The sequence below is a fragment of the Streptomyces ficellus genome, assembly GCF_009739905.1.
Lineage (GTDB): Bacteria > Actinomycetota > Actinomycetes > Streptomycetales > Streptomycetaceae > Streptomyces > Streptomyces ficellus_A.
This window is the reverse complement of sequence record NZ_CP034279.1, coordinates 347,995-373,524: the sequence shown is the minus strand read 5'-3', so window position 1 is coordinate 373,524 and position 25,530 is coordinate 347,995. Positions and strand designations below refer to the sequence as shown.

Annotated in this window: 21 protein-coding genes and 1 pseudogene; 10 read left to right on the top strand and 12 right to left on the bottom strand. The window is 72.2% G+C overall.

The genetic code is table 11. From position 1 onward, the window contains the following. Positions 1-4 precede the first annotated feature (4 nt). Together EIZ62_RS01700 and EIZ62_RS33010 are read right to left on the bottom strand one after the other, a co-directional pair. On the bottom strand, positions 5-4,246 hold the full coding sequence (locus EIZ62_RS01700) for a HAMP domain-containing protein (RefSeq protein ID WP_483030214.1): 4,242 nt from the start codon (positions 4,244-4,246) through the stop codon (positions 5-7). A gap of 186 nt (positions 4,247-4,432) precedes the next feature. Continuing rightward, positions 4,433-4,582, bottom strand: a pseudogene (locus tag EIZ62_RS33010) (hypothetical protein); the annotation flags it as partial. Positions 4,583-4,905: 323 nt separating this feature from the next. Here EIZ62_RS33010 and EIZ62_RS01695 point away from each other — a divergent pair. Both EIZ62_RS01695 and EIZ62_RS01690 read left to right on the top strand, forming a co-directional pair. After that, positions 4,906-5,133, top strand: a complete 228-nt coding sequence (locus tag EIZ62_RS01695) for a hypervirulence associated TUDOR domain-containing protein (RefSeq protein WP_156690934.1) — start codon at positions 4,906-4,908, stop codon at positions 5,131-5,133. Between the two features lie 6 nt (positions 5,134-5,139). Next, positions 5,140-5,475: a DUF3140 domain-containing protein gene (locus tag EIZ62_RS01690; protein WP_156690933.1), complete on the top strand. Its 336-nt coding sequence runs from the start codon at positions 5,140-5,142 to the stop codon at positions 5,473-5,475. Between the two features lie 93 nt (positions 5,476-5,568). Here EIZ62_RS01690 and EIZ62_RS01685 read toward each other — a convergent pair whose 3' ends face one another. From EIZ62_RS01685 to EIZ62_RS01670, 4 genes are all read right to left on the bottom strand, one after another. Next, positions 5,569-6,231 carry a DUF5825 family protein gene (locus EIZ62_RS01685; RefSeq protein WP_156690932.1) on the bottom strand — a complete coding sequence of 221 codons (663 nt, stop codon included), beginning with the start codon at positions 6,229-6,231 and terminating at the stop codon, positions 5,569-5,571. A gap of 25 nt (positions 6,232-6,256) precedes the next feature. Continuing rightward, positions 6,257-8,194: a RiPP maturation radical SAM C-methyltransferase gene (locus EIZ62_RS01680; protein ID WP_156690931.1), complete on the bottom strand. Its 1,938-nt coding sequence runs from the start codon at positions 8,192-8,194 to the stop codon at positions 6,257-6,259. A 143-nt stretch (positions 8,195-8,337) separates the two neighbouring features. Next, positions 8,338-10,260 (bottom strand): alpha/beta hydrolase family protein, encoded by a 1,923-nt coding sequence (locus EIZ62_RS01675; RefSeq protein WP_156690930.1) that lies wholly within the window; start codon positions 10,258-10,260, stop codon positions 8,338-8,340. After that, complete coding sequence (locus EIZ62_RS01670; protein ID WP_244375361.1) at positions 10,257-11,570, bottom strand: MFS transporter; 1,314 nt, start codon at positions 11,568-11,570, stop codon at positions 10,257-10,259. Before EIZ62_RS01670 ends, EIZ62_RS01675 begins: the two co-directional genes overlap by 4 nt. Positions 11,571-12,450: 880 nt before the next feature. On the opposite strand from EIZ62_RS01670, the gene EIZ62_RS01665 reads away from it, so the two are divergent. After that, positions 12,451-13,188 (top strand): S1 family peptidase, encoded by a 738-nt coding sequence (locus EIZ62_RS01665; protein WP_156690928.1) that lies wholly within the window; start codon positions 12,451-12,453, stop codon positions 13,186-13,188. Between the two features lie 74 nt (positions 13,189-13,262). Here the strand turns inward: EIZ62_RS01665 and EIZ62_RS01660 are convergent, their stop codons facing one another. Both EIZ62_RS01660 and EIZ62_RS01655 read right to left on the bottom strand, forming a co-directional pair. Beyond that, the gene (locus tag EIZ62_RS01660) at positions 13,263-13,784 is read right to left on the bottom strand and encodes a hypothetical protein (protein ID WP_208827730.1); all 522 of its coding nucleotides are present in this window, start codon (positions 13,782-13,784) and stop codon (positions 13,263-13,265) included. Next, positions 13,781-14,533: an alpha/beta fold hydrolase gene (locus tag EIZ62_RS01655; protein WP_156690927.1), complete on the bottom strand. Its 753-nt coding sequence runs from the start codon at positions 14,531-14,533 to the stop codon at positions 13,781-13,783. The genes EIZ62_RS01660 and EIZ62_RS01655 overlap by 4 nt, the downstream gene beginning before the upstream one ends. A 134-nt stretch (positions 14,534-14,667) precedes the next feature. Between EIZ62_RS01655 and EIZ62_RS01650 the strand changes: the two genes are divergently transcribed. From EIZ62_RS01650 to EIZ62_RS01630, 5 genes are all read left to right on the top strand, one after another. Then, positions 14,668-15,129 carry a pyridoxamine 5'-phosphate oxidase family protein gene (locus EIZ62_RS01650; RefSeq protein ID WP_156690926.1) on the top strand — a complete coding sequence of 154 codons (462 nt, stop codon included), beginning with the start codon at positions 14,668-14,670 and terminating at the stop codon, positions 15,127-15,129. 97 nt (positions 15,130-15,226) lie between these two features. Then, the gene (locus EIZ62_RS01645) at positions 15,227-16,477 is read left to right on the top strand and encodes a spore photoproduct lyase family protein (RefSeq protein ID WP_156690925.1); all 1,251 of its coding nucleotides are present in this window, start codon (positions 15,227-15,229) and stop codon (positions 16,475-16,477) included. Between the two features lie 37 nt (positions 16,478-16,514). Continuing rightward, a complete protein-coding gene (locus EIZ62_RS01640; RefSeq protein WP_244375359.1) occupies positions 16,515-16,982 on the top strand; it encodes a helix-turn-helix transcriptional regulator in 468 nt (155 codons plus the stop codon). A 5-nt stretch (positions 16,983-16,987) separates the two neighbouring features. After that, a complete protein-coding gene (locus EIZ62_RS01635; RefSeq protein WP_156690924.1) occupies positions 16,988-17,398 on the top strand; it encodes a VOC family protein in 411 nt (136 codons plus the stop codon). 212 nt (positions 17,399-17,610) lie between these two features. Further along, a complete protein-coding gene (locus EIZ62_RS01630) occupies positions 17,611-20,004 on the top strand; it encodes an ATP-binding cassette domain-containing protein (protein WP_156690923.1) in 2,394 nt (797 codons plus the stop codon). Between the two features lie 141 nt (positions 20,005-20,145). On the opposite strand, the gene EIZ62_RS01625 is transcribed toward EIZ62_RS01630, so the two are convergent. After that, a complete protein-coding gene (locus EIZ62_RS01625; protein WP_156690922.1) occupies positions 20,146-20,574 on the bottom strand; it encodes a PRC-barrel domain-containing protein in 429 nt (142 codons plus the stop codon). Positions 20,575-20,911: 337 nt separating this feature from the next. After that, positions 20,912-21,616: a DUF4142 domain-containing protein gene (locus EIZ62_RS01620; protein WP_244375357.1), complete on the bottom strand. Its 705-nt coding sequence runs from the start codon at positions 21,614-21,616 to the stop codon at positions 20,912-20,914. Between the two features lie 199 nt (positions 21,617-21,815). Between EIZ62_RS01620 and EIZ62_RS01615 the strand changes: the two genes are divergently transcribed. Next, on the top strand, positions 21,816-22,328 hold the full coding sequence (locus tag EIZ62_RS01615; RefSeq protein WP_156690921.1) for a MarR family winged helix-turn-helix transcriptional regulator: 513 nt from the start codon (positions 21,816-21,818) through the stop codon (positions 22,326-22,328). A 167-nt stretch (positions 22,329-22,495) separates the two neighbouring features. Beyond that, entirely contained in the window at positions 22,496-23,254 is a 759-nt protein-coding gene (locus EIZ62_RS01610; protein ID WP_156690920.1) for an alpha/beta fold hydrolase, read from the top strand. Here the strand turns inward: EIZ62_RS01610 and EIZ62_RS01605 are convergent. Next, positions 23,238-23,957, bottom strand: coding sequence for a hypothetical protein (locus tag EIZ62_RS01605; RefSeq protein WP_156690919.1), 720 nt, complete (start codon positions 23,955-23,957; stop codon positions 23,238-23,240). The two genes, EIZ62_RS01610 and EIZ62_RS01605, sit on opposite strands and share 17 nt — an antisense overlap. A gap of 207 nt (positions 23,958-24,164) precedes the next feature. Continuing rightward, positions 24,165-25,391 carry a cation:proton antiporter gene (locus tag EIZ62_RS01600; protein WP_156690918.1) on the bottom strand — a complete coding sequence of 409 codons (1,227 nt, stop codon included), beginning with the start codon at positions 25,389-25,391 and terminating at the stop codon, positions 24,165-24,167. Positions 25,392-25,530 lie beyond the last annotated feature (139 nt).

Genomic DNA, 25,530 nt, shown 5'->3' with positions numbered 1-25,530 from the left:
GGCCTCAGGCGGACAGCCAGCGCCGGATGCAGGCGATCAGGTCGTTGGCGTCCACCGGCTTGGTCACGTAGTCACTGGCGCCCGAGGCCAGGCTCTTCTCCCGGTCACCCGGCATGGCCTTCGCCGTCACCGCGATGATGGGCAGCTGCGCGTGCGCCGGGTCCTCCCGGATCGCGAGGGTGGCGGCGTAACCGTCCATCTCCGGCATCATCACGTCCATCAGGATCAGATCGGTCTCGGGGTGCTCCTTGAGCGCCTCGATGCCCTTGCGGCCGTCCTCGGCGTGCAGCACCTCGATGCCGTGCAGCTCCAGGATGCCGCTGATGGCGTACAGGTTGCGCGCGTCGTCGTCCACCACCAGCACCGTACGCCCGGTGAGGGCGCCGTCGACCGGCTGGGAGGACTGCCGGCGCGTCTCCTCGGCCCGTACCAGCGGCAGGACGTCCCCCGGTTCCTCCGCCGACAGGTGCAGGGCGATCCGCTCGCGGAGCTCGTCGAGGCTGGAGATCAGCTCCAGTGGCCGGGTGTGCGCCCGGGACTCGAGCTTCTCCTCCTGGGCCCGTTCCAGCCGGCGGCTGTTGTGCGCCAGGACCGGCACGGTCGTCCCCGCCGCGTCCCCGTCCATGGCGTCCAGGAACTGCAGGGCCGCGTCCTTCGGCATGTCGAGTTCCAGCACGACGCAGTGGAACGGCCCGGCGGCCAGACTCTCGGCCGCCTCCTGCGCCCCCACCGCCGTGATGACCTCGATGTCCGCCGACCGCTTGGGCAGGTCGCCGTTGCCGGTCAGATCGGCCACCGCGCTCTCGGCGACCAGGGACAGCAGCCCCCTGTTGCGCTCCTCCACCACCAGCAGCCGCCTCTTCTGCCGGGGCGTGGGCGCGGGGCGGGCCGGCGGAACGCTCACCGCGGCATCGGGCGTCTCGTCCGCCGCGAACAGGGCGGGCCCGGCCGCGAAGCCGGTGGTCTCCCAGTCGGCCCGCGTCACCGGCAGGTACAGGGTGAACGTGCTTCCCCGGCCCTGCGCGCTCTCGGCGGTCACCGCGCCGCCGAGGAGATGCGCGATCTCGCGGCTGATGGACAGCCCCAGGCCGGTGCCGCCGTACTTGCGGCTGGTGGTCCCGTCGGCCTGCTGGAAGGCACCGAAGATCGCCTCCAGGTGCTGCTCGGGGATGCCGATGCCGGTGTCCTTGACGCGGAACGCCATCACCGGAAGGCCCCGGTGGACCGAGGCGGGCAGCTCGCTCTCCACGGCCATCTCGATGCGCAGCTCGACGCTGCCGCGCTCGGTGAACTTCACCGCGTTGGACAGCAGGTTGCGCAGCACCTGCCGCAGCCGGGAGTCGTCGGTGAGCAGGTCGGTGGCCACACCGGGGGCCGTGCTGATGGTGAACTCGAGGTTCTTCTGCGTCGTCATGGGCCGGAACGTCGCCTCGACGTAGTCGAGGAGCTGCCGCAGCGCCACGACCTCCGGGTTGATGTCCATCTTGCCCGCCTCGACCTTGGACAGGTCGAGGATGTCGTTGATGAGCTGCAGCAGGTCGGACCCCGCCGAGTGGATGATGCCCGCGTACTCGACCTGCTTCGGGGTCAGGTTGCGCGTCGGGTTCTGCGCCAGCAGCTGGGCGAGGATGAGCAGGCTGTTCAGCGGGGTGCGCAGCTCGTGGCTCATGTTGGCCAGGAACTCCGACTTGTACTTGGAGGCCAGGGACAGCTGCTGCGCCCGCGCCTCCAGCTCCTGCCGGGCCTGCTCGATCTCCAGGTTCTTCGTCTCGATGTCCCGGTTCTGGGCGGCCAGCAGCGCGGCCTTCTCCTCCAGCTCCGCGTTGGAGCGCTGCAACTCGTCCTGCTGCACCTGGAGTTCCTCGGAACGGGCCTGGAGCTCCGCCGTCAGCCGCTGCGACTCGTCGAGAAGTTCATCCGTACGGGCGTTGGCGACGATCGTGTTGACGTTGACGCCCAGCGTCTCCATCAACTGCTCCAGGAAGTCCCGGTGCACCGCGGTGAACGGCCCGAACGACGCCAGCTCGATGACGCCGAGGACCTGGTCCTCGACGACGATCGGCAGCACGATCAGGCTGGCCGGGCAGGACGAGCCGAGTCCGGAGGAGATGCTGACGTAGTCGTCGGGCACCTGCTCGACGGCGATCGTCCGCCGGCTGCGCGCGGCCTGCCCCACCAGGGACTCGCCCAGCTTGAACCGGGCGTGCCCGGTGAAGTCCGCCGGCTGGCCGTAGGAACCGACGAGCGTCAGCTCGGTCCCCGCGCCGGCCTCCTCGGCGAGGTAGAAGGCGCCGTACTGCGCGGAGACCAGCGGGGTCAGCTCGTCCATCACCAGCTCCGCGACCACGGACAGGTCGCGGTGGCCCTGCATCAGGCTGGAGATGCGGGCGAGGTTGGACTTGAGCCAGTCCTGTTCCTGGTTGGCCAGGGTCGTCTCGCGCAGCGACTCCACCATGGAGTTGATGTTGTCCTTCAGCTCGGCGACCTCACCGGAGGCGTCGACCGTGATGGAGCGGGTCAGGTCGCCCTCGGCCACCGCGCTCGCCACCTCGGCGATGGCCCGGACCTGCCGGGTCAGGTTGCCCGCCAGCTCGTTGACGTTCTCCGTCAGGCGCTTCCACGTGCCCGACACGCCCTCGACCTCGGCCTGGCCGCCGAGCCGGCCCTCACTGCCCACCTCGCGCGCCACCCGGGTCACCTCGGCGGCGAACGCCGAGAGCTGGTCGACCATGGTGTTGATGGTGGTCTTCAGCTCCAGGATCTCGCCGCGCGCGTCGACGTCGATCTTCTTCGACAGGTCACCGTTGGCGACGGCGGTGGTGACGAGGGCGATGTTGCGCACCTGGTTGGTGAGGTTGTTCGCCATCGAGTTGACGTTGTCGGTGAGGTCCTTCCAGGTGCCCGCCACGTTGGGCACGCGCGCCTGCCCGCCGAGCTGGCCCTCGGTGCCCACCTCGCGGGCGACACGGGTGACCTCGTCGGCGAACGCCGAGAGCGTGTCCACCATGGTGTTGATCACCCCGGCGAGTGCGGCGACCTCGCCCTTGGCCTCGACGGTGATCTTCTGCGAGAGGTCACCCTTGGCCACCGCGGTCGCCACCTGGGCGATCGACCGCACCTGGCCGGTCAGGTTGGAGGCCATGACGTTGACGTTGTCGGTCAGGTCCTTCCAGGTGCCCGACACGCCCCGGACGGTCGCCTGACCGCCGAGATTGCCCTCGGTGCCGACCTCGCGGGCGACGCGGGTGACCTCGTCGGCGAAGGCGGAGAGCTGGTCGACCATCGTGTTGATGGTCTCCTTCAGCTCCAGGATCTCGCCCCGCGCGTCGACCCGGATCTTCTGCGACAGGTCGCCCTGGGCCACGGCGGTGGTCACCTCGGCGATGGACCGCACCTGTGCCGTCAGGTTGTCGGCCATCACGTTCACCGACTCGGTGAGGTCCTTCCAGGTGCCCGAGACGCCCTTGACGTCCGCCTGGCCGCCGAGCCGGCCCTCGGTGCCGACCTCGCGGGCGACGCGGGTGACCTCGTCGGCGAAGGCGGAGAGCTGGTCGACCATCGTGTTGATGGTGTTCTTCAGCTCCAGGATCTCGCCGCGGGCCGTGACCGTGATCTTCTGCGAGAGGTCACCCTTGGCCACCGCGGTCGCCACCTGGGCGATCGACCGCACCTGGGCCGTGAGGTTGCCGGCCATGAAGTTGACGGAGTCCGTGAGGTCCCGCCACGTACCGGAGACGCCCTTGACGTCCGCCTGCCCGCCGAGGATCCCCTCGGTTCCCACCTCGCGCGCCATGCGGGTGACCTCGTCGGCGAACGAGGAGAGCTGGTCGACCATCGTGTTGATGGTGTTCTTCAGCTCCAGGATCTCGCCGCGCGCGTTGACGGTGATCTTCTGCGAGAGGTCGCCCTGCGCGACGGCCGTCGTGACCTGTGCGATGTTGCGGACCTGGTCGGTGAGGTTGCCGGCCATGAAGTTCACCGAGTCGGTCAGGTCCCGCCAGACACCGCCGACCCCGGGCACCTCGGCCTGCCCGCCGAGCCGGCCTTCGCTGCCCACCTCGCGGGCGACGCGGGTGACCTCGTCGGCGAAGGCGGAGAGCTGGTCGACCATCGTGTTGACGGTGTCCTTCAGCTCCAGGATCTCGCCCCGCGCGTCGACGTCGATCTTCTGCGACAGGTCCCCCTTGGCCACCGCGGTCGCCACCTGGGCGATGTCGCGGACCTGGGTCGTCAGGTTGCCCGCCATGGCGTTCACCGAGTCGGTCAGGTCGGCCCAGGTGCCGGACACCCCGGGCACCACCGCCTGCCCGCCCAGGGTGCCCTCGGTGCCGACCTCCCGCGCCACCCGGGTCACCTCGGAGGTGAACAGCGACAGCTGGTCGACCATGCCGTTGAAGACGGTGGCGATCTCGCCGATCAGCCCGTCTTCCTCGTCGGGAAGCCTGGTGCCGAAGTCCCCGTCGCGCACCGCCGTGAGGCCGGCCAGCAACTGCCGGAGCTCGGACTCGCCCACCTTGCCGCCCCCGCGAGAGGGCCGGGACCGCGGCACGGTACGGGAACCTTCGACCGCCGTCTCAGCCATGACCAACCTCGTTCCGAATCGATGCCGCAACGAATGGACCGAACCGAGCCACACCCGGGGCTCCGTTCGGCCTCACGCCATTCTTTCGACACTTAACCATTGCCGTCCGACAAAATACGCCGCAGGCTAACTCACGCGGCATCAGAAGGGCAATCGGGCCGAAGGCGCATTCACGCCCCCTGGCCGAATCAGGGCCGGTCCGCGAACCCCCGGTCCGCGACCCCCGCGCGCCCGTCCGTGAGCTGCGCGACGGAGGAGATGCCTCCACGCTGGAGGGGCGGCAGCAGGGCGCTGCCGCCAGTACTCCGAGAGGGAGCGCGGACATGGCGAAGAACCGCGGTAAGGGCGAGAAGCTGAAGAAGGGCGACAAGGTGGCCTGGAGCAGCCACGGCAGCCGGACCGAGGGCGAGGTGGAGAAGAAGATCACCGAGCGCACGGAGGCCGCGGGCCGCACGGTGGACGCCTCCCCGGACGACCCGCAGTACCAGGTGCGCAGCGCCAAGTCCGGCAGGTCCGCCGTCCACAAGCCGTCCTCGCTGAAGAAGAAGTGAGCCGGCGTGGACGACGAGGAGCGCCGGGAGACCTGGGAGCAGTTCCGGGAGCTGGTGAACATGACACCGGCCGGGCTGGAGAAGTGGCTGGAGTCGGACGAGTCGCACAGCGCCGGGCAGCACGGGAAGGACGGGGCGGAGTCCACCGGGCACGCCTCCGGCCGCCGGATCGTGGAGATCCAGCGGTCGAAGAAGGGTGACCTGTCGGACGACGACTACCAGCACATGCGCAAGGTCGTCGGCTACGTCCGCCGGCACCTGGCGCAGCGGCCCTCGGGCGACGTACGGGACACGAGGTGGCGGCACTCCCTGATGAACTGGGGCCACGACCCACTGGCCTGAGACCCCCGGCGAGCGCACGCTCACCCGGATGCGCGAACCGGCTCGCGCATCCGTGCCGCCACCCCCGGTTCCCTCGCGTGCGGTCGTCCGCGGTCAGATCGTCATCGACTCCTGGAGCCAGCGGCTGATCCGGTACGGCAGCCACCAGGCGAGGGGCCCGACGTCCAGCACGAGGGCCTCGCCGCGGAAGTCGTCGAGGACGGCGCGGGGCACCGAGTCCGCCGGCGCCCCGTGGGCGAGCCGCTCGATGGCCTCCGCGTACTCCGGTTCGTCGGCGGTGAAGCGGCGCAGCTCGCCCCAGCGCCGGTCACGGATCTGCACGAAGCCGGGACCCTTGCGCCACAGGCACTTGCACAGGTAGTGCCCGCGCCGCCAGGAGCGCAGCGCCTCGTCCGCCCCCGCCGGGCCCTCGAGTCGCCGGGGCGGCTGGAGGTGGCTGAGCGCCTGCCAGCCGTCCCCGTCCGCCGGGTCGAGCCGCAGGTCCCACTCGACGAGCACGGCCCGGGCGGTCAGATCCCGCACCAGGCTCAGCGCGCCCACGGCCGACGCGGCCCGCCCGGGGTCCGGCTCACCGGAGAGGTCGACGGGGTCCGGCAGCCGCACCCGGCGGGCGCCGAGCCCCCACAGCCGGTCGCTCTCACCCGCCGGCGGGCCCGGCAGGGCGATCTCGCCGAGGTACATGCCGGGCAGCTCGCAGGCGGCGGGGTCGTAGTCCCGCCAGGCGAGGACGGCGGGCGGACCGAGGGTGGTGCTCATCGGCTCTCTCCTCCACGGGACGCGGTCATACGTGAACGGGCTCGGGCTCTTGCTCGGGGTTCGGCGCCCCCTCGCGGGCGGGCGCCGCGTGCGCGTGGCGCATGAAGTCCAGCCGCAGCAGGTCCTCGTTGACGGCCGCCGGCGCGAGGTGGACGTACTGGCCGCCGTCCCGGAAGACGATCCCGAGCTCCAGCCAGGAGTCGAGGAGGCGCTGGACGGCGGCCTCGTCGCGCGCCGCGCCGGGTGCCTTGACGGCGGCCTTGCGGGTGAGGGCCGCGGGGGTGTGCGGCTGGTCGAGCAGCCGGAAGACGGCCCGCTCGAAGGGGTCGGTCAGCTCCAGGGTCCGCCACGCGAACGCCCGCCGGCGGGAGACGAGGACGATGCGGTCCTCCAGGTCGGCGTGGGTGAGCCGGGCGTCGGCGTGGTGCTTCTTCCAGGCGGCCAGCGCGTCGTTCAGGGCCGTGACGGTGGGCTCGCCGATGCCGCGGGCCGGGGCCTCGAAAACGTACGCCAGGTCGTACAGCTCCTCCTCGGGGAGGTCGTAGGTGAAGCGGTAGTGCTCCTCGGGGCGCAGCCCGGTGAAGCCGAGCTCGGGGCGCTCGAAGTAGGGGCTGAAGCGTTCGATGGCGATCCGGGCCGACAGGTCGACCGGCGGGTCGAGGTGCTCCAGGGCCGGGATCTGGGCGATCACCGGTTCGTAGTCGCCCGCGGTCTCGCCGGGGAAGCCGTGGAGGTAGTTCCAGGCCACGGACAGGCCGGTCTCCGCGCCGTCGCGCAGCATCCGGACGTTCTGGCAGCCGCTGACGCCCTTGTCCATCAGGTCCAGCACCTTGTGGTTGAGCGACTCGATGCCCGGCTGGACGTAGATCATCCCCGCTTCGGCGAGCGTACGGAGCTGCGCCCGGCGCATGTTGGCCTTGATCTCGATGTGCAGCCGCAGGTCGTACTCGCTGTCGATGATCCGGGGCAGGACGGTCGTGAGGTAGCCCATGTCGAGGATGTTGTCGACGACGTACATGTCCAGGACCCGGTGGCGGCGGGCCAGCTCCATGATCTCCTCGTAGAAGGTGTCCGGGCTCTTGGAACGGAACTCCATGAAGGAGCCGTTGAGCCCGCAGAAGGTGCAGTGGTGCTTCTCGCCCCACCAGCAGCCCCGGGCGCCCTCGACGACCAGCTTCGGCTCGACCCAGTTGCGGGCGACGGAGGCCGCGAGGCGCTCGAAGTAGCCGGTGTAGTCGGGCGGCAGGATCGCGGCGGGCGGCAGCGGGCGGGTGGCCATGGGGTTGGCCAGGCTCTCCCCGTCCGGGCCGCGGTGGCACAGACCCGGCACCCCGGCGAGGTCCCGGCCGCCGGCCAGCGCGGTCAGCAACTCCGGGAAGGCGGCCTCGCCCTCGCCGCGTACGACGTGGTCGACGAAGGCGAAGTTCCGGTGCACGGCCGCACCCTGGGCCCCGTCGCAGTTGGCGCCGCCCATGACGGTGACGATGTGCGGGGCGAGCTGCTTGACGCGGCGGGCGGCGGCGAGCGCCGCGGTGTTCTGCTGGAAGGTGGACGTGAACCCGACGACGTCCGGGGCGTACGCCACGATCCGCCGCGCGATCTCGTCGACGAACTCGGGAACCACCCGGTGCAGCGCGCGGGTCATCGCCATGCGGGACTTCTTGAGTTTCCCGCGCATCACCTTCGTGAATTCCTCGTCACGCCATTGCGGATCGTCATAGAGGGCGGAGGAGAACACCCAGTCGCCGCAGCCCATGAAATAGGACGACAGGGCGTAGTACTCGTAATCGTCGCCGGTGAACTCGGTACGGGCGGTGATCCAGTCGGTGAATTCCAGATTGGCGTGCAGGACCTCGGCCTCGGCGCCGGGCACGCGCTCGTCCACGCTCCGTTTGAGGATTCCCAGGGCGAGTGACGGCAGGTCGATGGGCGACCAGGGCATGTTGACCAGCAGGACACGCATGTCGGCTCCTCGGGATGGGGGACCGGCCGGCCCGGCGGTGCACCGCCGGGCCGGCCGGCGGGGGTCAGTCCTCTTCCGCGTCCTCGGCGTTGCGGAACGGGACGGTGACGGTGATGCCGACGCTCGGCTTGCGGTTCTCCTCGTCACCCGCGAGCGGGTCGTTGTGGATGATGTCCTTCTGCATGGGTCGTTCTCCTCTCCGTGGTGCGTTCGGCGGTGCGTTGCTCCCCGCTCCGGGCGGAGCGGGGCGTTCGGGGGCGGCGCGCCGGACCGGGTGCGGTGCCGGGCGCCGGGCCGCGCAGTTCGTGGTCCAGGAAGACCACGGCGCGGCGCAGTACGGCGACGTGGTCGCCGCCGTCGTAGCCGTCGTGGCCCGAGTCGAGCCACATCGCCTCGTGGCGGACCCCGGCGGCGCGCAGCGCGGCGAGGTAGCCGCGGACCTGGCCGGGCGGGCACTTGGCGTCGTGCGTGGCGGCGGCCACCAGCAGCGGGGCCCGGACCTCGGAGGCGTAGTGGATCGGTGAGCTGCGCGCGTACCGCTCGGGGACCTCGTCGGGCGTGCCGCCGAAGAGCCGCTCGTCCAGGGCGCGCAGGGCCGGGGTGGTCGTGCGGTGGGCGGCCGCGCAGTCGGCGACCGGCTTCACGGCGACCCCCGCCCGCCACAGGCCGGGGCGCGTGCCGAGGGCGAGCAGGACGAGGTAGCCGCCCCAGGAGGTCCCCCACAGCCCCACGGCGTCGGGGCGGATCAGCCGGCGGGCGACGAGGTCGGCCCGTACGGACACCAGGTCGTCGACCTGGGTGAGACCGACGCCCCGGCCGTGGGCGCGCCGCCAGCGCGGCCCGTAGCCGGTCGAGCCGCGGTAGTTGACGCGGGCGACGGCGAAACCGGAGGCGACCAGGGAGTGGACGACACCGTCGTAGGCGTCCCGGTCGTGGTCGGCGGGGCCGCCGTGCACCAGGAACACCGCCGGTGCCGGAGCGTGGGTGGCTCGTTCGGGGGCGCCGGTGTCGCCGGTGTCGTCGGGGAGGCTGAGCAGGGTGTGGACCGGACCGTCGGGGCCCGGCGTCCACACGTCCCGCTGGGTACCGGGCACCCGTCCGGCCACCGTCGGCAGCGGGGGCAGGGGAGTGCCGTGGGTGGAACACAGCCTGGGCGGGTGGCCGGTGGCGGTCCACAGGTAGTGCAGGTCGCCCCGGCGTCGGGTGGCGGCGTCCAGCAGGGTGCCGGCCGGGGTCGGCACCGCGGTGAGGGTCCGCGCGGTGAGGTCGGCGCGGTGGAGGGCGGAGCGCCCGTGACGGTCCTGCCGGACCAGGACCGTGCGCCCGCCGTCCTCCCAGCGGGCGGTGATCTCGGTGTCGAAGGCACACCAGTCGTGCGTGACGGTTCCGGTGGCGGGCCGCCAGCTCGACAGCACGTAGTGGTCGTCGCGTTCGCGGACGAGGAGCAGTTCCGTGGGGTCGCCGGCACCGGTGGGATCGCCGGTGCCGGTGGGGGCGAAGCCGAGGGACCAGAGGCGGCCGGTGTCGCCCCCGCCCGGCGGGACGGCGCGGACGGTCCCTGCGGGGGTGAGTACGGTGACGCCGCCCGCGCCGCTCAGGGCGAGCAGACCGCCCCCCGGTGTGATGCCGGTGAGCGTGGCGTGCCCCGGGATCCGCGCCACCGTGCGGGCGGCGCCGCCGCGCGGGCCGAGGTGGACGGTGGTGGCGCGCCCGTCGCCGAGGGCGAGGGCGACGGTGCCGTGGTCGCTCACGGCGAGGCCCCGGGGCAGGCCGGGCGGCACGCCGGTCAGCCCCGGCCGGTCGGCGCCGCCGGTGAAGGGCTGGAACCACCAGCGCCCGCGGCCGTGTTCGTCCTCGTCGAACCACCACACGTGGGCGTCACGGTCGATGGCCCCGTGCAGCGTGCCCCGGGGCCGCCGGGTGACCTGCCGGGCGCGGCGGACGGTGGCGTCCCAGGTGAACACCTCGCAACGGCCGTCGGCGTCGGCGGTGAAGACCATCCTGGCCGGGTCGGCGGCGCACACCTCGGGGAGCGCGGCCCGGTACACCTGGTAACCGCCGGTCATACCGGCACCTCCGCCGATGCCGTGGGCCCGGCCGGACCGTTGGCCAGGGCCGCGCGTACGGTCCGCCGGCGGGTGTGCAGCGCGAGCAGGGCCAGGGTGACACCGCACAGGACCGCGGGCGCGTACGTCGCCACGCGGCCGGCGAGCACCCCGGCGAGCACGGGCGCCAGGGCCGCGGCGCCCGTCGTCGCGGTGGCGAGGACCGCGCCGGTACGCGCCTGCAACGCCGGTGCGGTGCTCTGGATCGCCCGGGCCTGGAGCGCCACGGAAGCCGGCGGGGTCAGCAGGCAGACCAGGCAGAACAGCACCCCGCACGCCCACGCGAGCGTCCACCGGTCCGCCCACGGTCCCGCACCCGCCCCGCCCACACCCGTGGCGCCGGCCGTGACCGCGGCGAGCGCGCCGGTGAGCGGGACGAGCAGCCAGGTCGCGCCGGTCACCACGCGGGGGACGCCCCATCGGCGTGCGATCCGGGGCGCGGCGAGCGAGCCGGCGAGCCCGGCGGCGCCCGACGCGGCCAGCACGGCACCGAGCACACCGCCGCCGTGGCCGCCATGCTGGAGGGCGAAGAGGGCGCCGAAGTAGAGCGTCACCACCACGAGGTTGACCGTGGCGGTCCACACCAGTACCAGGCGCAGCAGCGGTGAGGAGCGCACCAGTGCCAGTCCCGCCGCGCCCTCCCGCAGCAGCCCCTTGCCCCGCTCCCGTGGCGCCGGCACGCCGAGGTCGGTGCGCATCGCTCGTACGCACAGAGCGCCGACCGCGTAGGAGAGGGCGTCGAGGACGAACGGCAGCGCACGGGAGGCCTGGTAGAGGACGCCGCCGAGGACCGGCCCGACGATCAGGGCGCCCTGATCGGCGGCCGCCAGCCGCCCCACCGCCCGCGGCTGTTCCGGCGGCGGGCACACCAGAGCGACCGTGCCGCGGGAGGCCGCCTCGAAGCAGGCGGTCGCGACCCGTTCGACCAGGACGGCGGCGAGGACCAGCCCCAGCGGCGGACGGGCGGCGGTCAGGGCGAGGGCGGCGCACCCCATGGCGGTGGCGGCCACGGAGGCGGAGCCGAGCATCACCCGCCTGCGCGCGCCCCGGTCGACGGGCACGGCGACCAGGGGGCCGAGTACGAGCCCGGCGGCGGTGGACACCCCGGCGACGAGGCCGACGACCTGGGGCGAGTTCCCGAGCCCGAGAAGCAGCAGCGGAAGCACGGCTCCCGTGGCCTGGGTGCCGACGCCGTCGGCGGCGTTGGCCCACCAGAGGAGCCGGAAATCATGTTTCGCCGCCCTCTGGTGGGACGGTGGTGCGGTTGACACGGGCCGTTCCACGGGGCACCTCACCAATTTGGCGAAACTGTGCAGAAAAGGTGGAGGGACGGAAACGAGCGGGATCCTAATCAGGCGCGAACGAACGCCACAAGGGGTTGTTGCGTGTGGCTGGATCCGTATTGCGAGGCGCCGGGGAATACGTGGTCATCCTGGAATGGAAAGGGGGAGAGATCATTCCGTCGATGGTGAGGAGGACGCACCTTTCGTCCAGGCGAAACGCGGAAGGGAGCCCGCGTTCCGGCCGGTGACGCCGCGTCTGCCGGTGCCCGCCGCAGGCGTGGCGCGCGGGTGAAAACCGGCTCCGGCGCGAACCGCCTTCGGCTGAGAACGATCGCCGGGGGCCCTGGGCCGCCCTCCTGTCCGGGGCCCGCTGCCGGTTCCCCGGTCGGTGGCGCGTCCGACCGGTGCGCCGTCCGGACGATTTCCCGCGCCCGGCGGCGGAGGCCGCAGCATTTCGCTTGGTCATGCTTCCAGGTGTACGTCTATGCGGCACCAGCCCCGGGTCGTGGTCGGGTGACATCCGGGCCGCGCGACGCAGCGGCCGCCCGTCGGTCGACACCTCCGCCGCCCGTCCGGAGCCCGCGCCGAGCGCCGTCCGCGCCATGGGTGCTCGCGCCGAAAACCCGCTCAACGTCCGTGATGTGACTGGTAAGTTGCGCCGAAGTGCTGCCCCTGGGGCCCGGCCCGAGAAGTTTCGGCATTCAACCCCTTGCGGGGGCGGCGGCTCGTCTGCCAGATTCGCCCACGGCCAGCAATGGCATGCACACGACAGCCCTACCCATGCTCGAGTGTGCCTTCGTCACCGCATACCTATGCGTGCACGAGGTCCTCACAGAGGACGTTCCACCCCCACACAATGGAGACGAACGTGCGAATAGCCAGACTGGTGCCCGCCCTCGCGGCCACCGCCCTCTCCGTCCTAGGGCTCGCTCCCACCGCGGTGGCGCAGACGTCGCCCTCCCCGGTCGCCCCCGCCGTCGCGCCCCGCACCGATCCCCAGCCGATCATCGGTGGCGGCTACGCCGGCAACGCCCCCTGGGCGGCCCGCCTCTTCTCCAACGGCCGGCAGACGTGCAGCGCGACGATCGTCGCGCCGACCTGGATCCTCACCGCGAAGCACTGCGTCAGCGGCGGCGGGCTCTCGTTCCGCATCGGCAGCCTCGACCAGAGCACCGGCGGTACGGTCGCCAACGGCGTCAGCGTCCACAACCACGCGTCCTCGGACCTGTCGCTCGTCCGGCTCGACCGCTCCGTCCCCGGCACCTACGCGACCCTCGGCCGGCCCGGCTCCGTGTCGGTGAACCAGACCGTGCAGGTGTATGGCTGGGGCGCCACGTCGCAGTGCGGTTCGGAGGCCAACTGCCAGTCCAGGTACCTCAAGGTCGCCGACGTCATCGTCACCGGCGGCTGCCGTGACGCCTACAACGGCTCCGCGATCTGCGCCCGCCGCGGCAACGGCATCACCGCGGGCGGCGACTCGGGCGGCCCGATGATGGCCAACGGCGTCCAGGTGGGCGTCGCCTCCACGAGCGACCGTCAGACCACCACCGCCTACACCAATGTGACGGCGTACCGCTCCTGGATCCAGAGCGTCGCCGGCGTCTGACCCCCACCGAAGACGCGCGGGCGCACGCGCAGGGCCCTCCACCGGCTGCCGGTGGAGGGCCCTGTGGCCACCCGTCAGCCCCGGCCCCCGCCCCCGTCACGGCCGCCGCCGCCCGCGTGGAAGCGCCGCCGTGCCCGGGTCACCGCGAGAACGCCCCCCGCGACGGCGATCACCGCGATGGCGAGCGCGATGCTGACCCCGCCCTCGGTGTCCCAGTACACGTCCTCGAGACTGATGAGCAGCGCCGCCTCGTCCACGACCAGCGCCAGCCCCACCCCGTACGCGAGCCCCAGCCACGCGCGCGCCCGCGCGGAGCGCTCGACGAGCCCGCCCGCGCCCACCGCCACGAGCAGCAGGATGCCCCACACGTAGTGGTGCAGGTGGACACCACCGGCCTGCACGTCGCCCACGCCCGCCACGTCGATGTGGATGAGCCACGTGAGCAGGCGCATCCCGCCGAAGGTGAGGGCGAAACCCCACCAGGCGAGGACGAAGCCCCGCCGCTCCGGCGAGATGCCCGGCAGGACGCGCAGCCACGGGGACGGGCGGTCCTGGCGCCGGGACCGCGAACGGTCGGACGTTCCGGTCGGCTTCATGCCCGCCCTCCTGACGTGAACTCCTCGATCAGCGCGGCCAGGGCAGCGGGCGCGCTGTAGTGGGCCGCGTGCGCGGCACCCCGGATCTCCGCCGTGCGGCCGTCACCGACCACGCGGGCCACGCGCCGGGTCCAGGCCCGTGAGGCGATCGTGTCACCGGCACCCCGTACGACGAGCGTCGGCGCGGCGACCCGGGCGAGATGCCCCTCGAACGACTCGGCCGCGTCCCGCAGTGCGTGCCGGAACGACGCGACGAACCGGAAGGGGCCGGTCACCAGGTAGTCGGCCACCGCGACCCCGAGCAGCGAGAGCGGTTCGCGCGGCGCGTCAGCCAGGAGCCGCCCGCACTGCCGCCAGCCGCCGGCACCCGGTTCGAGCGCCGGGCCGATCATCACGACGCGGCGCACCAGGTGCGGCTGGCGGGCGGCGAACGCCGCGACCACCTGACACCCGACCGAGTTGGCCACCAACAGGCTCGGACCGACGCCCAGCCCCCGGTGCCAGCGGGTGAGGGCACCGGCGAGCTCCCCGACCCGGGGCGCCCGCCGCGCGGCGGCCCGCGAGCGCGCGTTGCCCGGCAGGTCCGGTACGAACACGGTCGCCCCGCCCACGGCGAGGCGCCGCGCGAGCGGCACGAAGTACCGGCCCGAAAGCCCCAGCCCGTGCACCAGCACCACGTTGGGGACGCCCTCACGCGGCGGAGGGCCGAACCTGCGGGTGAAGAGCCCGGCCTGCGTCGACTGTTCCATCCGTCCACCATCCCTCACCTGCCGCCGCCCCCTCCGCACGCCACCTGCCCGCGCGTCACACGCCCACTCGGGCGCGAGGAGTAGGACCTGCGGCCCATGCGGGCGGCGCGGGGGCACGGCTAGGGTCGGCGTGCATGGAGAGCAGAGAGCCCGCCCTGCGCGGGGTGCGCGAACGGACGGCCGACACGCTGCGACGCCTCGCCGCGGAGCGGGACATCTGGGTGTCGACCGCCCACCCCGAGCACGGCCCGCACCAGGTGCCGCTGTGGTTCGCCTGGGACGGGCGGGCGGTATGGATGTGCACCGGGGCGACCTCCGCGACCGCCCGGAACCTCCGGAAGGAGCCGCGCGTCCGCCTGGCGCTGCCCGACACCTTCGACGTGGTGCTCCTCCAGGGGGAGGCGGAGTGCTTCACGGCCCAGGAGGTCCCCGCGGAAGGCGCAGACGGGTTCGCGGACAAGTTCGGCTGGGACCCGCGCCGGAAGGAGAAGCCCTACGTGTACGTGTGCGTCGTGCCGCGGACGGTACGCGCCTGGCGCGGCGAGGCCGAGCTGCGCGGTCGGGTCATCGTGCGCGGGGGAGTGTGGACGCGGTAGCCGCCACGCCCGGCCCGGCCCGGGGCTCCCGGGCCGGGCGAGACTTTACGGACACGACCTAGGCTGGAGGTGACGCGATCGACCCCCGGAGCAGGCCATGCCCCCCTCGCACCCCTCGACCGGGCCCACGGACGGCCCCACGGACGGTCCCCCGGACGGACCTGGCGAACGTCCCGCCGGCCCCTTCGCCGGCCCCTCCGACGACGGCGCGCTGTTCGGTCTCGACGAGCTGCCGACACAGACACCGGCCGGGGCGACGGGGAAGCCGCGGTTCCGGGACTCTCCCGAGGCGCGCCGCATGCTGGCCGTACGGGAGATCCACGCGGAGCCCGGGGCGGCGGCGTCACCGCGCGGGCGGCAGATCCTCGCGGCGTACCCCGAAGCCGAGGTCGTCCCGGTCGACTCCCACTGGCGCATCCCGGACCTGCACGGCAACAAGGGCAACGCCGAACGCTGGGTGCGCGTCAAGAGCACCGTCCTGGTACTGGGCGAGAAGAAGACGCTCACCGTACGACCCAACGGCAGGTCCGCCGACTGGATCGCCCCCGGGGCGGCGAACGGCTGCGCCATGGCCTGCGCCTACTGCTACGTGCCGCGCCGCAAGGGCTACGCCAACCCCATCACCGTCTTCACCAACATCGAACGCATCGTGTCCCGGCTGCGGCGCCACGTCACCGAGCAGGGCCCCAAGAGCGAGCCGAACCAGTGCGACCCGGCCGCGTGGGTCTACGACATCGGGGAGAACAACGACTGCTCGGTCGACGCGCTGATCAGCGAGAACACGGCCGACCTCATCCACGCCTTCACCCGCTGGCCCACCGCCAAGGCGTCGTTCGCCACCAAGTTCGTCAACCCCGACCTCCTCGACCTCGACCCGCGCGGCAGGACCCGCGTCCGGTTCTCCGTCATGCCGCCGGACGACTCACGGCTCCTCGACATCCGGACCAGCCCCGTCGAGCGGCGGATCGCCGCCGCGGGCGACTTCCTGGAGGCGGGATACGAGGTCCACTTCAACCTCTCTCCCGTCGTCATCAGGCCGGGCTGGGAGCAGGCCTGGGCGGAGCTGCTCCAGCACATGGACGACGTACTGCCCCGGGCGGTCAAGGACCAGGCGGCCGCCGAGGTGATCATGCTGACGCACAACCGGGACCTGCACGACGTCAACATGGCGTGGCACCCGCGCGCCGAGGACGCCCTCTGGCGCCCCGAGCTCCAGCAGGCCAAACGCTCCGAGAACGGCAGCTGGAACGTGCGCTACCGCAACGCCGACAAGGCCGAGGCGGTCGGCACCGTACGCCGGCTGGTCGCCGAGCACGCGCCGTGGCTGACCATCCGCTACGCCTTTTGAGTGGACGGGCCGGGAACCGGTCCGGGACAATACGGGGGTGCGAAACGACCGCTCGACGACCGAAGACCTCGCGATCCCGCAGCGCCTGCGCCACCTCGCCCAGCTGCGCCGCGTCCGCGACAGGATCGACCGGGAGTACGCACAACCGCTGAACGTCGAGGCACTCGCCCGTGGCGTGCACATGTCCGCCGGGCACCTCAGCCGCGAGTTCCGGCAGGCGTACGGCGAGTCCCCCTACAGCTACCTGATGACGCGGCGCATCGAACGGGCGATGGCGCTGCTGCGCCGCGGTGACCTCAGCGTCACCGACGTGTGCTTCGAGGTCGGCTGCCAGTCGCTGGGCACGTTCAGCACCCGTTTCACCGAACTGGTCGGCATGCCGCCCAGCACCTACCGCAGCCTCGCGGCAGAGGCGACGGCCGGGATGCCGTCGTGCGTGGCGAAGCAGGTCACCAGACCGGTCAGGAATCGAGAAGCGCGGCCCACCGCGCCGGACGTAGCGTGACGGACATGGACATCACCATCAACGCGAGTTTCCTCCCGCACGACGACCCCGAGGCCTCCCTGGTCTTCTACCGGGACATCCTGGGCTTCGAGGTCCGCAACGACGTCGGATTCGGCGGCATGCGCTGGCTCACCGTCGGCCCGGTCGGCCAGCCCGGGACCTCCATCGTCCTGACGCCGCCCGCCGCCGACCCCGGGATCACCGACGAGGAGCGCGCCACCATCACCGAGATGATGGCCAAGGGCACCTACGGCGGCATCCTCCTGGCCACCCCCGACCTCGACAAGACCTTCGAGAAGGTGCAGGCCGGCGGGGCCGAGGTCGTCCAGGAGCCCACCCACCAGCCCTACGGCGTCCGCGACTGCGCCTTCCGCGACCCCGCCGGCAACATGATCCGGATCCAGGAGCTGAGCTGATCTGAGCTGACCGGATCCGAGCTGAGCCGAGCCGGAGCGAAGCTGGAGCGATCCACCACCGCCGCAGGCCACCATGGCACCGCGCCGTACGACGACGGTGCCGTGGGACGCCACCGTCGCGGGGCCCGCGCCCGACACCGGGTGCGGGCCCCGGCCGGTCACCCCCGCACCCCCGACCATCGCGCCACCCCCGCCCAACAGATGGAGACACGATGAGCAAGGCCACGAGGACGGACCAGCAGTCGAGCGGGCAGCACGTCGCCGACAGCCATGATCTGATCCGCGTGCACGGCGCCCGCGAGAACAACCTCAAGGACGTCAGCATCGAGATTCCCAAGCGCCGGCTGACGGTGTTCACCGGGGTCTCCGGCTCGGGCAAGAGCTCACTGGTGTTCGAGACGATCGCCGCGGAGTCGCAGCGGCTGATCAACGAGACGTACAGCGCCTTCGTCCAGGGCTTCATGCCGACGCTGGCGCGGCCCGAGGTCGACGTGCTGGACGGCCTGACGACGGCGATCATCGTGGACCAGCAGCGGATGGGCTCCGACCCCCGCTCCACCGTCGGCACGGCCACCGACGCCAACGCGATGCTGCGCATCCTCTTCAGCCGGCTCGGGAAGCCCCACATCGGCCCGCCCAGCGCGTACTCCTTCAACGTGGCCTCGGTCTCCGCGAGCGGCGGGCTCACGGTCGACCGCGGTGCCGACAAGACGAAGACCGAGAAGGTGACCTTCAGCCGCACGGGCGGCATGTGCACCCACTGCGAGGGCCGGGGCACGGTCTCCGACATCGACCTCACGCAGCTGTTCGACGACTCGAAGTCGCTCTCCGAGGACCCGTTCACCATCCCCACCTACACCGGGGACGGGTGGGTGGTCCGGGTCATCATCGATTCGGGGTTCTTCGACAAGGAGAAGCCGATCCGGAAGTACACCAAGAAGGAGCGGCACGACTTCCTCTACCGCGAACCGACCAAGGTCAAGATCAACGGGGTCAACCTCACCTACGAAGGGCTGATCCCGAAGATCCAGAAGAGCTTCCTGTCCAAGGACCGCGAGTCGATGCAGCCGCACATCCGGGCCTTCGTGGACCGGGCGGTCACCTTCGCCCGGTGCCCCGACTGCGACGGCACCCGCCTCAGCGAGGCGGCCCGCTCCTCGAAGATCGGCAAGATCAGCATCGCCGACGCCTGCGCCATGGAGATCCGTGACCTGGCCGAATGGGCCCGGGGCCTGAAGGAGCCGTCGGTGGCGCCGCTGCTCGGCAAGCTCCAGCACACCCTGGACTCGTTCGTCGAGATCGGCCTCGGCTACCTCTCGCTCGACCGCGCCTCCGGCACCCTCTCGGGCGGCGAGGCGCAGCGCACCAAAATGATCCGGCACCTCGGCTCCTCGCTCACCGACGTCACCTACGTCTTCGACGAGCCGACGGTCGGCCTGCACCCGCACGACATCCAGCGCATGAACAACCTGCTCCTGCGCCTGCGGGACAAGGGCAACACGGTGCTCGTCGTCGAGCACAAGCCGGAGACCATCGCCATCGCCGACCACGTCGTCGACCTCGGCCCCGGCGCCGGAACGGCGGGCGGCACGGTGTGCTTCGAGGGCACGCTGGAGGGGCTGCGGAAGAGTGACACGGTCACCGGACGGCATCTCGACGACCGCGCGACCCTCAAGGACACGGTCCGCAAGCCCACCGGAACGCTGCCCGTCCGCGGCGCGAGCGCGAACAACCTCCAGAACGTCGACGTGGACATCCCGCTCGGCGTGCTGACCGTCGTCACCGGCGTCGCCGGCTCCGGCAAGAGCTCGCTCGTGCACGGCTCGATCCCCACCGACGAGGGCGTGGTGTCGGTCGACCAGACCCCGATCCGCGGCTCCAGGCGCAGCAACCCGGCGACGTACACCGGACTGGCCGACCCGATCCGCAAGGCCTTCGCCAAGGCCAACGGTGTGAAGCCGGCCCTGTTCAGCGCCAACTCCGAGGGCGCCTGCCCCACGTGCAACGGCGCCGGTGTCATCTACACCGACCTGGCGATCATGCAGAGCGTCGCCACCACCTGCGAGGACTGCGAGGGCAGGCGCTTCGACGCCTCAGTGCTGGAGTACCACCTCGGCGGCCGGGACATCAGCGAGGTGCTCGCGATGTCGGTGACGGAGGCCGAGGAGTTCTTCCGCGCGGGCGAGGCGCGGATCCCCGCCGCGCACAAGATCGTCGAGCGGATGGCGGACGTCGGCCTCGGCTACCTCACCCTCGGCCAGCCGCTGACGACGCTGTCCGGCGGTGAGCGGCAGCGGTTGAAGCTGGCCACGCACATGGGGGAGAAGGGCGGCGTGTACGTCCTCGACGAACCGACCACCGGCCTGCACCTCGCCGACGTCCAGCAGCTGCTCGGCCTGCTCGACCGGCTCGTCGACTCCGGCAAGTCGGTCATCGTCATCGAGCACCACCAGGCCGTCATGGCGCACGCCGACTGGATCATCGACCTCGGCCCCGGCGCCGGTCACGACGGCGGCCGGATCGTCTTCGAGGGCACCCCCGCCGACCTCGTCGCCGCCCGCTCCACCCTCACCGGCGAGCACCTGGCGGAGTACGTCGGCGCCTGACGCCCCCTCACTCCTCCGGTCGGCGGGGGTGCCTGTGACGCGACGGCCGCGGCCGACTCAGTCGGCGGCGGCCGTCGTGCCCGCTGGTGCCGTTCCAGCCGGCCCGAATCCGAATCCGGTCCGGGCCGGCGAAGGGGAGGGTCAGCGCTGGTGGGGGAAGCCGGGCGGCACGTATCCGGCGCCCCAGAACGGGATCAGGCCGTAGTGCGCGTACACCTGGTCGTAGTACTCGGGTTCCGACCGCGCCTCGACGAGCGCCGGGTCGTACGCGGGCGCCTGCGCCACGCGTTCCTTCGACTGGTCGATGAAGAGTTCCTCCTCGTCGACGCGTGCCACCGCGTCGACCGGGATGAAGCTCTTCTTCTCCCCGATCCCGAGGAAGCCGCCGTGCTCGACGAGCAGGAACCGTACCCTGCCCTCCTCCTCGTCGACGAGGAGGTCGGCGACCTCACCGAGATCGTTGCCCTGTGCGTCCTTGACCTTCCTGCCGCGCACGTCCTCGTCGGCCGAGGCGACGGTCCGGTCCGTGTCGGTGATCTTCTTCAGAATGGGCGAGCTGCTCCCTGCCATCGGGTGCTTCCCTTTCCGCTCGGGGGCGATCCCACGTCCGGGACCCGGTCCCGGTCCGCCCGTGGGGCGGCTCGCTCCGCCTGCCCCGCGAAGCCCCCTTCATGCCTGGCGAAGCCCCCACCCGGCTGCGCGTACCCGCGCGCTGGCGAGGAGGGCGCCGGGCGATGGATGGCGTGCCGGCGAAGCTGCGTCACCGTGCCTGGGCCGAGCTCCCGGTGGCAGAGGCCGACCAAAGCCGGGCCCTCCTCGCGGTGAAGGATTGCACAATGCAATGGAGAGTGCCAGGGCCGGGAGCGGAAGCCGGCCGCTCCCGGCCGCGGAGGTGCAGGAGGCGGTCCTACTTCGGCTTCACGGCCTCCTCCACCTCAGCCAGGGTCTCGCGGTCGACCAGCCCGGTGTCCTCGAGGACCTCCATGTGGTCCAGGACGGTCTGGTTCGCCTGGCGGGCGTGGCGGCGGATGAGGTCGTTCTGCGTGGCCGCCCTTACCTCGGCGATCGTCGCGAAGATCTTTCCGTGCGAGGCGCGCAGCAGGTTCGCGAAGATGCGGTCGAACTCCGCGCCCTCGGCGTTCTCCATCTGCTTGACGAAGCCCTGCTGTTCGGCCGTCGCCTCGTTGGGGAGGGTGACGCCGAGGATGGCCGCGTCCTCCCGGACGAGCTGGTCGAGCTTGCTGTGCCCGTCCAGGAGGTGGAGGCCCGCCCGCTTGACGGCCTCACTGGACGCGCGCGTCTGGGCGAGCCGGCCCGCGGGAATCTCCCACAGCCCGGCCTGCCGGACCGCCACCAGGAAGGTCTTGTCCACCTCGGTGATGGGTTGCGGCGCGCCGGAACCGGCCTGGCCGCCGGTGTCCTCCGTCCCGGCCGCCGAGTGGTGGCCGCTGCCGCCGTCCTCCGCGGTGGCCACGGCCGGGGTGGCGTCCGCCTCACCGCCCGTCACGCGTACCGCCGCGACCAGGGCGGCTATGGCCGCCACCGCGACGACGATGAGCATGATCGGGCGCAGCCCGGACACGGGGCGAAGAGCGCGTCGGTTCGGACGCATGAATGCCTCCCAGATTTGCCATGGAGAATGATCACTACATGTCACGGGGAGCTCGTGATGCGGCTGGCACGGCGCGCGACGAGGAATACGCACGCGGGCCGGAAAGTGTTCAACCGTCCCCCGCACGGTGCGCGTCACCCGGCCCGCCTGCCGGGGGCGTGGCACGGGTGGGCGCCGCGCACAGGGTAAAAAGGGTGTTATGGCCAGTGAGCAGCCGCCTGCGGCGACCGACGACGTGGACGTGGTGACCCGTGCCGTGCTTACGGCGTCCCGGCTGCTGGTGGCCATCTCGGCGCGCTCGCTCGCGGCGGCCGAGGAGCGGGTGACCCTGCCTCAGTTCAGGTTGCTCGTGGTGCTGTCCACCCACGGTTCCGCCAAACTGGTGAGCCTGGCCGAGCGGCTGGGCGTCAACCCGTCCACGGCCATGCGCATGGTCGACCGGCTGATCGCGGCCGGGCTCGTCACCCGCCGGGTGAACCCCGACAACCGGCGCGAGACCGTGCTGGAGCTCACCGGCACCGGCCGGGCGCTCGTCGACGACGTCACGGCCAAGCGCCGGCAGGAGATCGCGAAGGTCGTGGCCCGGATGCGGCCCGCCGCGCGCTCCTCACTCGTCGCGGCGCTCACGGCGTTCACCGAGGCGGGCGGCGAACCGAGCGTCGCCGACGCCACCGCCGCGTACCCCCTGGGCTGGCCCGAAGGATCACCCTGACGGGCACGGGCACGCGCACGGGCACGGGCACGGGCACAGGCACAGGCACAGGCGCAGGCACAGCACAAACACGGGCGCAGGCACGGGCGGTCGGGCGGCCTAGTACCGCCCCGGTAGAGTCGGCGCCCACGACCGTTCGGCCGACGACCGTTCCACGGGGGGAACCGATGACGACAGCGGACGCACTGCCCATGGTCTTCGTGCACGGGACGCGGTTCAGCGCGGGCCAGTGGAGCCCGCAACTGGCCGCGCTGGGCGAGGAGTTCCCGGTGACCGCGGTCGACCTGCCGGGGCACGGGACCCGCGCGTCGGAGCCGTGGAGCCTGAGCGCCGCGACACGGGTCATCTCCTCGGCGGTGGAGTCGCTCGGGTGCGGTCCGGCGCTGGTCGTCGGGCACTCGCTGGGCGGGTACGCCGCGCTGGAGTTCGCGCGGCGCCACCCGGAGCAGCTGCGCGGCCTGGTCCTCGCGGGAGCCAGCGCGTCCACCCGCGGGGCGTGGGCGGCGCCGTACCGCTGGGTCGCCGGGCTGGTGCCGCGCGTCCCCGCGGAGCGGCTGACCCGGTGGAACGACCGGATGCTGCGGCGGCTGTACCCCCCGGAGGTGGTCGACGCGACCATCCGCTCCGGCTACGCCTTCCACACCCTGCCCGCCGCCTGGGGCGAGGTGCTAGGACGCTTCGACGCCACCGCGATGCGCCACGTGGCGGCCCCGGTGCTGATCCTGAACGGCGAGAAGGACACCGTGTTCCGCTCCGGGGAACGGGAGTTCGCCCGCGCCCACCCGGACGCGCGCGTCGAACTGGTCCCGCGGGCACGGCACCTCGCGAACTTCGACGAACCCGCCGCCTTCACCGACGCCGTCCGCCGCTTCGCCCGCGAACTGCGCGCCGCCGCCCCCGGCGCCCCGGTCAGCCCCAGGCCGTGACCAGCCCCTCCAGCCAGGCGGGCGGCAGTTCGGCGGCGTCCCACTCCTCCCGCAGCGCCGACGGCGCCCGGACCAGCCGTTCCAGCACGGCGACGCTCGTGGGGGAGTGGACGAGGGAGTAGCGGCCATGGATGGCGATCGCGCTGCCCGGCCCGTACGCCGCGTACAGCCGCTCCAGGCGTACGCGGTTGGCCGAGGCGAACTCCGCCAGCAGGCCCGCGTACCCGGCCCGCTCCCGGGAGTTCATGGTGCCGAGGACGGCGGTGAGCACCTGCTCGGACACCTCGGGGTCGAGGTCGGAGACGTCGGAGAACGTGAGGTACAGCGGCATCACCGCCACCTTCGCGCGCTCCACCTGCATCTTCCGCACGGGTGGACGGGTTTCGGGCGACGTCTCCGACGCGGCGTCGACGGCGTTCCGCAGCGCCTCCTCGGCCAGGTCGCCCAGCACCCCGGTGACGGTCCGGGCGCAGTCGAGCCAGCCGGACGCGTAGGGCTCGCCCTTCTCCGCCGGAGCGTCCCGCCCGACCGCGCCGATCTCCTTGTGCGCCAGGGTGAGGGCACCGGCCTCGACGAGCCCGATCAGCTCCTCCGCGTCGCCGGAGTAGACCCCCGCACGGGCGAGCAGCTGGAGGAGCGTCTGCTTCGCGTTCAGGACGCTGACCGCGTCGAGCTGCTGCCGTCCGGTCTCGGCGGCGTTCATGGGGTCCTCCTCGTCGTGTGGGCGGCGCGGCGGGCGCACAGGGGCGGGACGCTCCGCTCCAGGATGCAACACTCGGCGGCCGCGCCGATCTTCCTCCCCGGCCGCTTCCCGGTCGCGTGCCGCCTGCGTCACCACGGTGTTCCCTCCTCGGCGCCGAACGGAATCGGATCATGTGCGCCGAACCTACCCCGCTGGTGGCGCCGGACGTCAGGTTCCGGCCCCGGTGGTGGCCTTCGGGTCCCCGGAGGGGCCGCGGGCGTAGGCGCGGGCGATGGGTTCGGCGCTCAGGCCGTGCAGCACGATGCTCATCATGACCGTGATCACCATCACCCGGACGATGAAATTGCCACTGTGGTCGGGCAGCTCGATGAACGCCAGGAGGCCGAACACCACCGAGGTCACGCCCCGGGGCCCCATCCACCCCAGGAACAGCTTGTCCCGCGTCCTCATCCCCGTACCCGCGAGCACCAGCAGCACGGGAACGATGCGGACCACGGTGAGCGCGGCGGCGGCGTACAGGATGACGGAGAGGTGGAACCCGTCCCAGAACTCGTTGTTCACCATCTGACCGAAGACGAACCACAGTCCGAGGCACAACAGCGCGACCATGTCGTCGGTGGTCTCCACCGCGTCCTCGGGGAGGTGCCGCATCGAAGGCGCCAGGCAGACCCCGGCGACGAACGAGGCGACGAACCCGTTGCCGCCGAGGGCCACGGACAGGGTGTACGCGGCGATCGGCACCGTCAGGACGCCGAGTCGCGTCGCCGAACGCTGCGTCCATCCGTGCGCCCACGACCGGCGCAGCACCCAGCCGGCCACGTAGCCGATCGCCGATCCGGCGCCGAGGGCCCAGCCCGCCGCCACGACCGCCTCCAGGAGCGCCTCCGCGTAGTCGGAGCTCTTGGCGTGCGACTCGGCCGCGGCGGCGATGCAGAGCAGGAACACCGGCGAGACGATGCCGTCGTTGAGGCCGCCCTCCACGTTGAGCACGTCACGCAGGCGCGACGGGATCCGCCGGTCGCGGACGACGGCCGCCGTGGGGGCCAGGTCCAGCGGGACGACCACCGTCGCCAGCGCGGCCAGGATCCAGCCGGGCTGGTCGGGGAAGAAGGCGAGCGCCGTGAGGAACGCGGCGCCCAGCGTGAGGGGCAGCGCGCCGCCGACCAGCCGGGCGACCAGCCCCTTCTCCCGGCGGATCACCCCTTGGGGAGCCTCGGTGGCGTCGACGAAGAGGAGCAGCGCGAGGACCACTTCCACCGCGTGCTCGAAGGCCGCCGTGTCGAAGTCGAACAGCAGCGGCGGATCCTCACCGCCGGTCAGGGCGATACCGGCCACCATCATCGCGATCGGCGCGGTGATGCTCCAGCGCGCCAGCCGGTGCGACAGGACGGTCCAGGTGAACAGAATGCCCGCGATGACGGTGACGGCAAGCATGACGTCCTGCGCTTTCCAGCTCGGCGTTTCCCGACCCGTGCAGCCTAGAGCTGGAATTCCGGCGTACCGGTACGAGCGCGCCGATGTTCGACAAGACGGTCATCCGGCCCGGCGGCCCGGCGCCGAGGGCCCACCTCGC

Excerpts from the sequence above, each read along its gene's own strand:
- EIZ62_RS01645 (WP_156690925.1), top strand. The coding sequence starts at position 15,227 with ATGCCCCCCTCGCACCCCTCGACCGGGCCCACGGACGGCCCCACGGAC.
- EIZ62_RS01700 (WP_483030214.1), bottom strand. The coding sequence starts at position 4,246 with ATGGCGGGCAACCTGACGACCCAGGTCCGCGACATCGCCCAGGTGGCG.
- EIZ62_RS01685 (WP_156690932.1), bottom strand. The coding sequence starts at position 6,231 with ATGAGCACCACCCTCGGTCCGCCCGCCGTCCTCGCCTGGCGGGACTAC.
- EIZ62_RS01610 (WP_156690920.1), top strand. The coding sequence starts at position 22,496 with ATGACGACAGCGGACGCACTGCCCATGGTCTTCGTGCACGGGACGCGG.
- EIZ62_RS01695 (WP_156690934.1), top strand. The coding sequence starts at position 4,906 with ATGGCGAAGAACCGCGGTAAGGGCGAGAAGCTGAAGAAGGGCGACAAG.
- EIZ62_RS01620 (WP_244375357.1), bottom strand. The coding sequence starts at position 21,616 with ATGCGTCCGAACCGACGCGCTCTTCGCCCCGTGTCCGGGCTGCGCCCG.
- EIZ62_RS01675 (WP_156690930.1), bottom strand. The coding sequence starts at position 10,260 with ATGACCGGCGGTTACCAGGTGTACCGGGCCGCGCTCCCCGAGGTGTGC.
- EIZ62_RS01625 (WP_156690922.1), bottom strand. The coding sequence starts at position 20,574 with ATGGCAGGGAGCAGCTCGCCCATTCTGAAGAAGATCACCGACACGGAC.
- EIZ62_RS01630 (WP_156690923.1), top strand. The coding sequence starts at position 17,611 with ATGAGCAAGGCCACGAGGACGGACCAGCAGTCGAGCGGGCAGCACGTC.
- EIZ62_RS01605 (WP_156690919.1), bottom strand. The coding sequence starts at position 23,957 with ATGAACGCCGCCGAGACCGGACGGCAGCAGCTCGACGCGGTCAGCGTC.
- EIZ62_RS01660 (WP_208827730.1), bottom strand. The coding sequence starts at position 13,784 with ATGAAGCCGACCGGAACGTCCGACCGTTCGCGGTCCCGGCGCCAGGAC.
- EIZ62_RS01680 (WP_156690931.1), bottom strand. The coding sequence starts at position 8,194 with ATGCGTGTCCTGCTGGTCAACATGCCCTGGTCGCCCATCGACCTGCCG.
- EIZ62_RS01615 (WP_156690921.1), top strand. The coding sequence starts at position 21,816 with ATGGCCAGTGAGCAGCCGCCTGCGGCGACCGACGACGTGGACGTGGTG.
- EIZ62_RS01650 (WP_156690926.1), top strand. The coding sequence starts at position 14,668 with ATGGAGAGCAGAGAGCCCGCCCTGCGCGGGGTGCGCGAACGGACGGCC.
- EIZ62_RS01635 (WP_156690924.1), top strand. The coding sequence starts at position 16,988 with ATGGACATCACCATCAACGCGAGTTTCCTCCCGCACGACGACCCCGAG.
- EIZ62_RS01655 (WP_156690927.1), bottom strand. The coding sequence starts at position 14,533 with ATGGAACAGTCGACGCAGGCCGGGCTCTTCACCCGCAGGTTCGGCCCT.
- EIZ62_RS01600 (WP_156690918.1), bottom strand. The coding sequence starts at position 25,391 with ATGCTTGCCGTCACCGTCATCGCGGGCATTCTGTTCACCTGGACCGTC.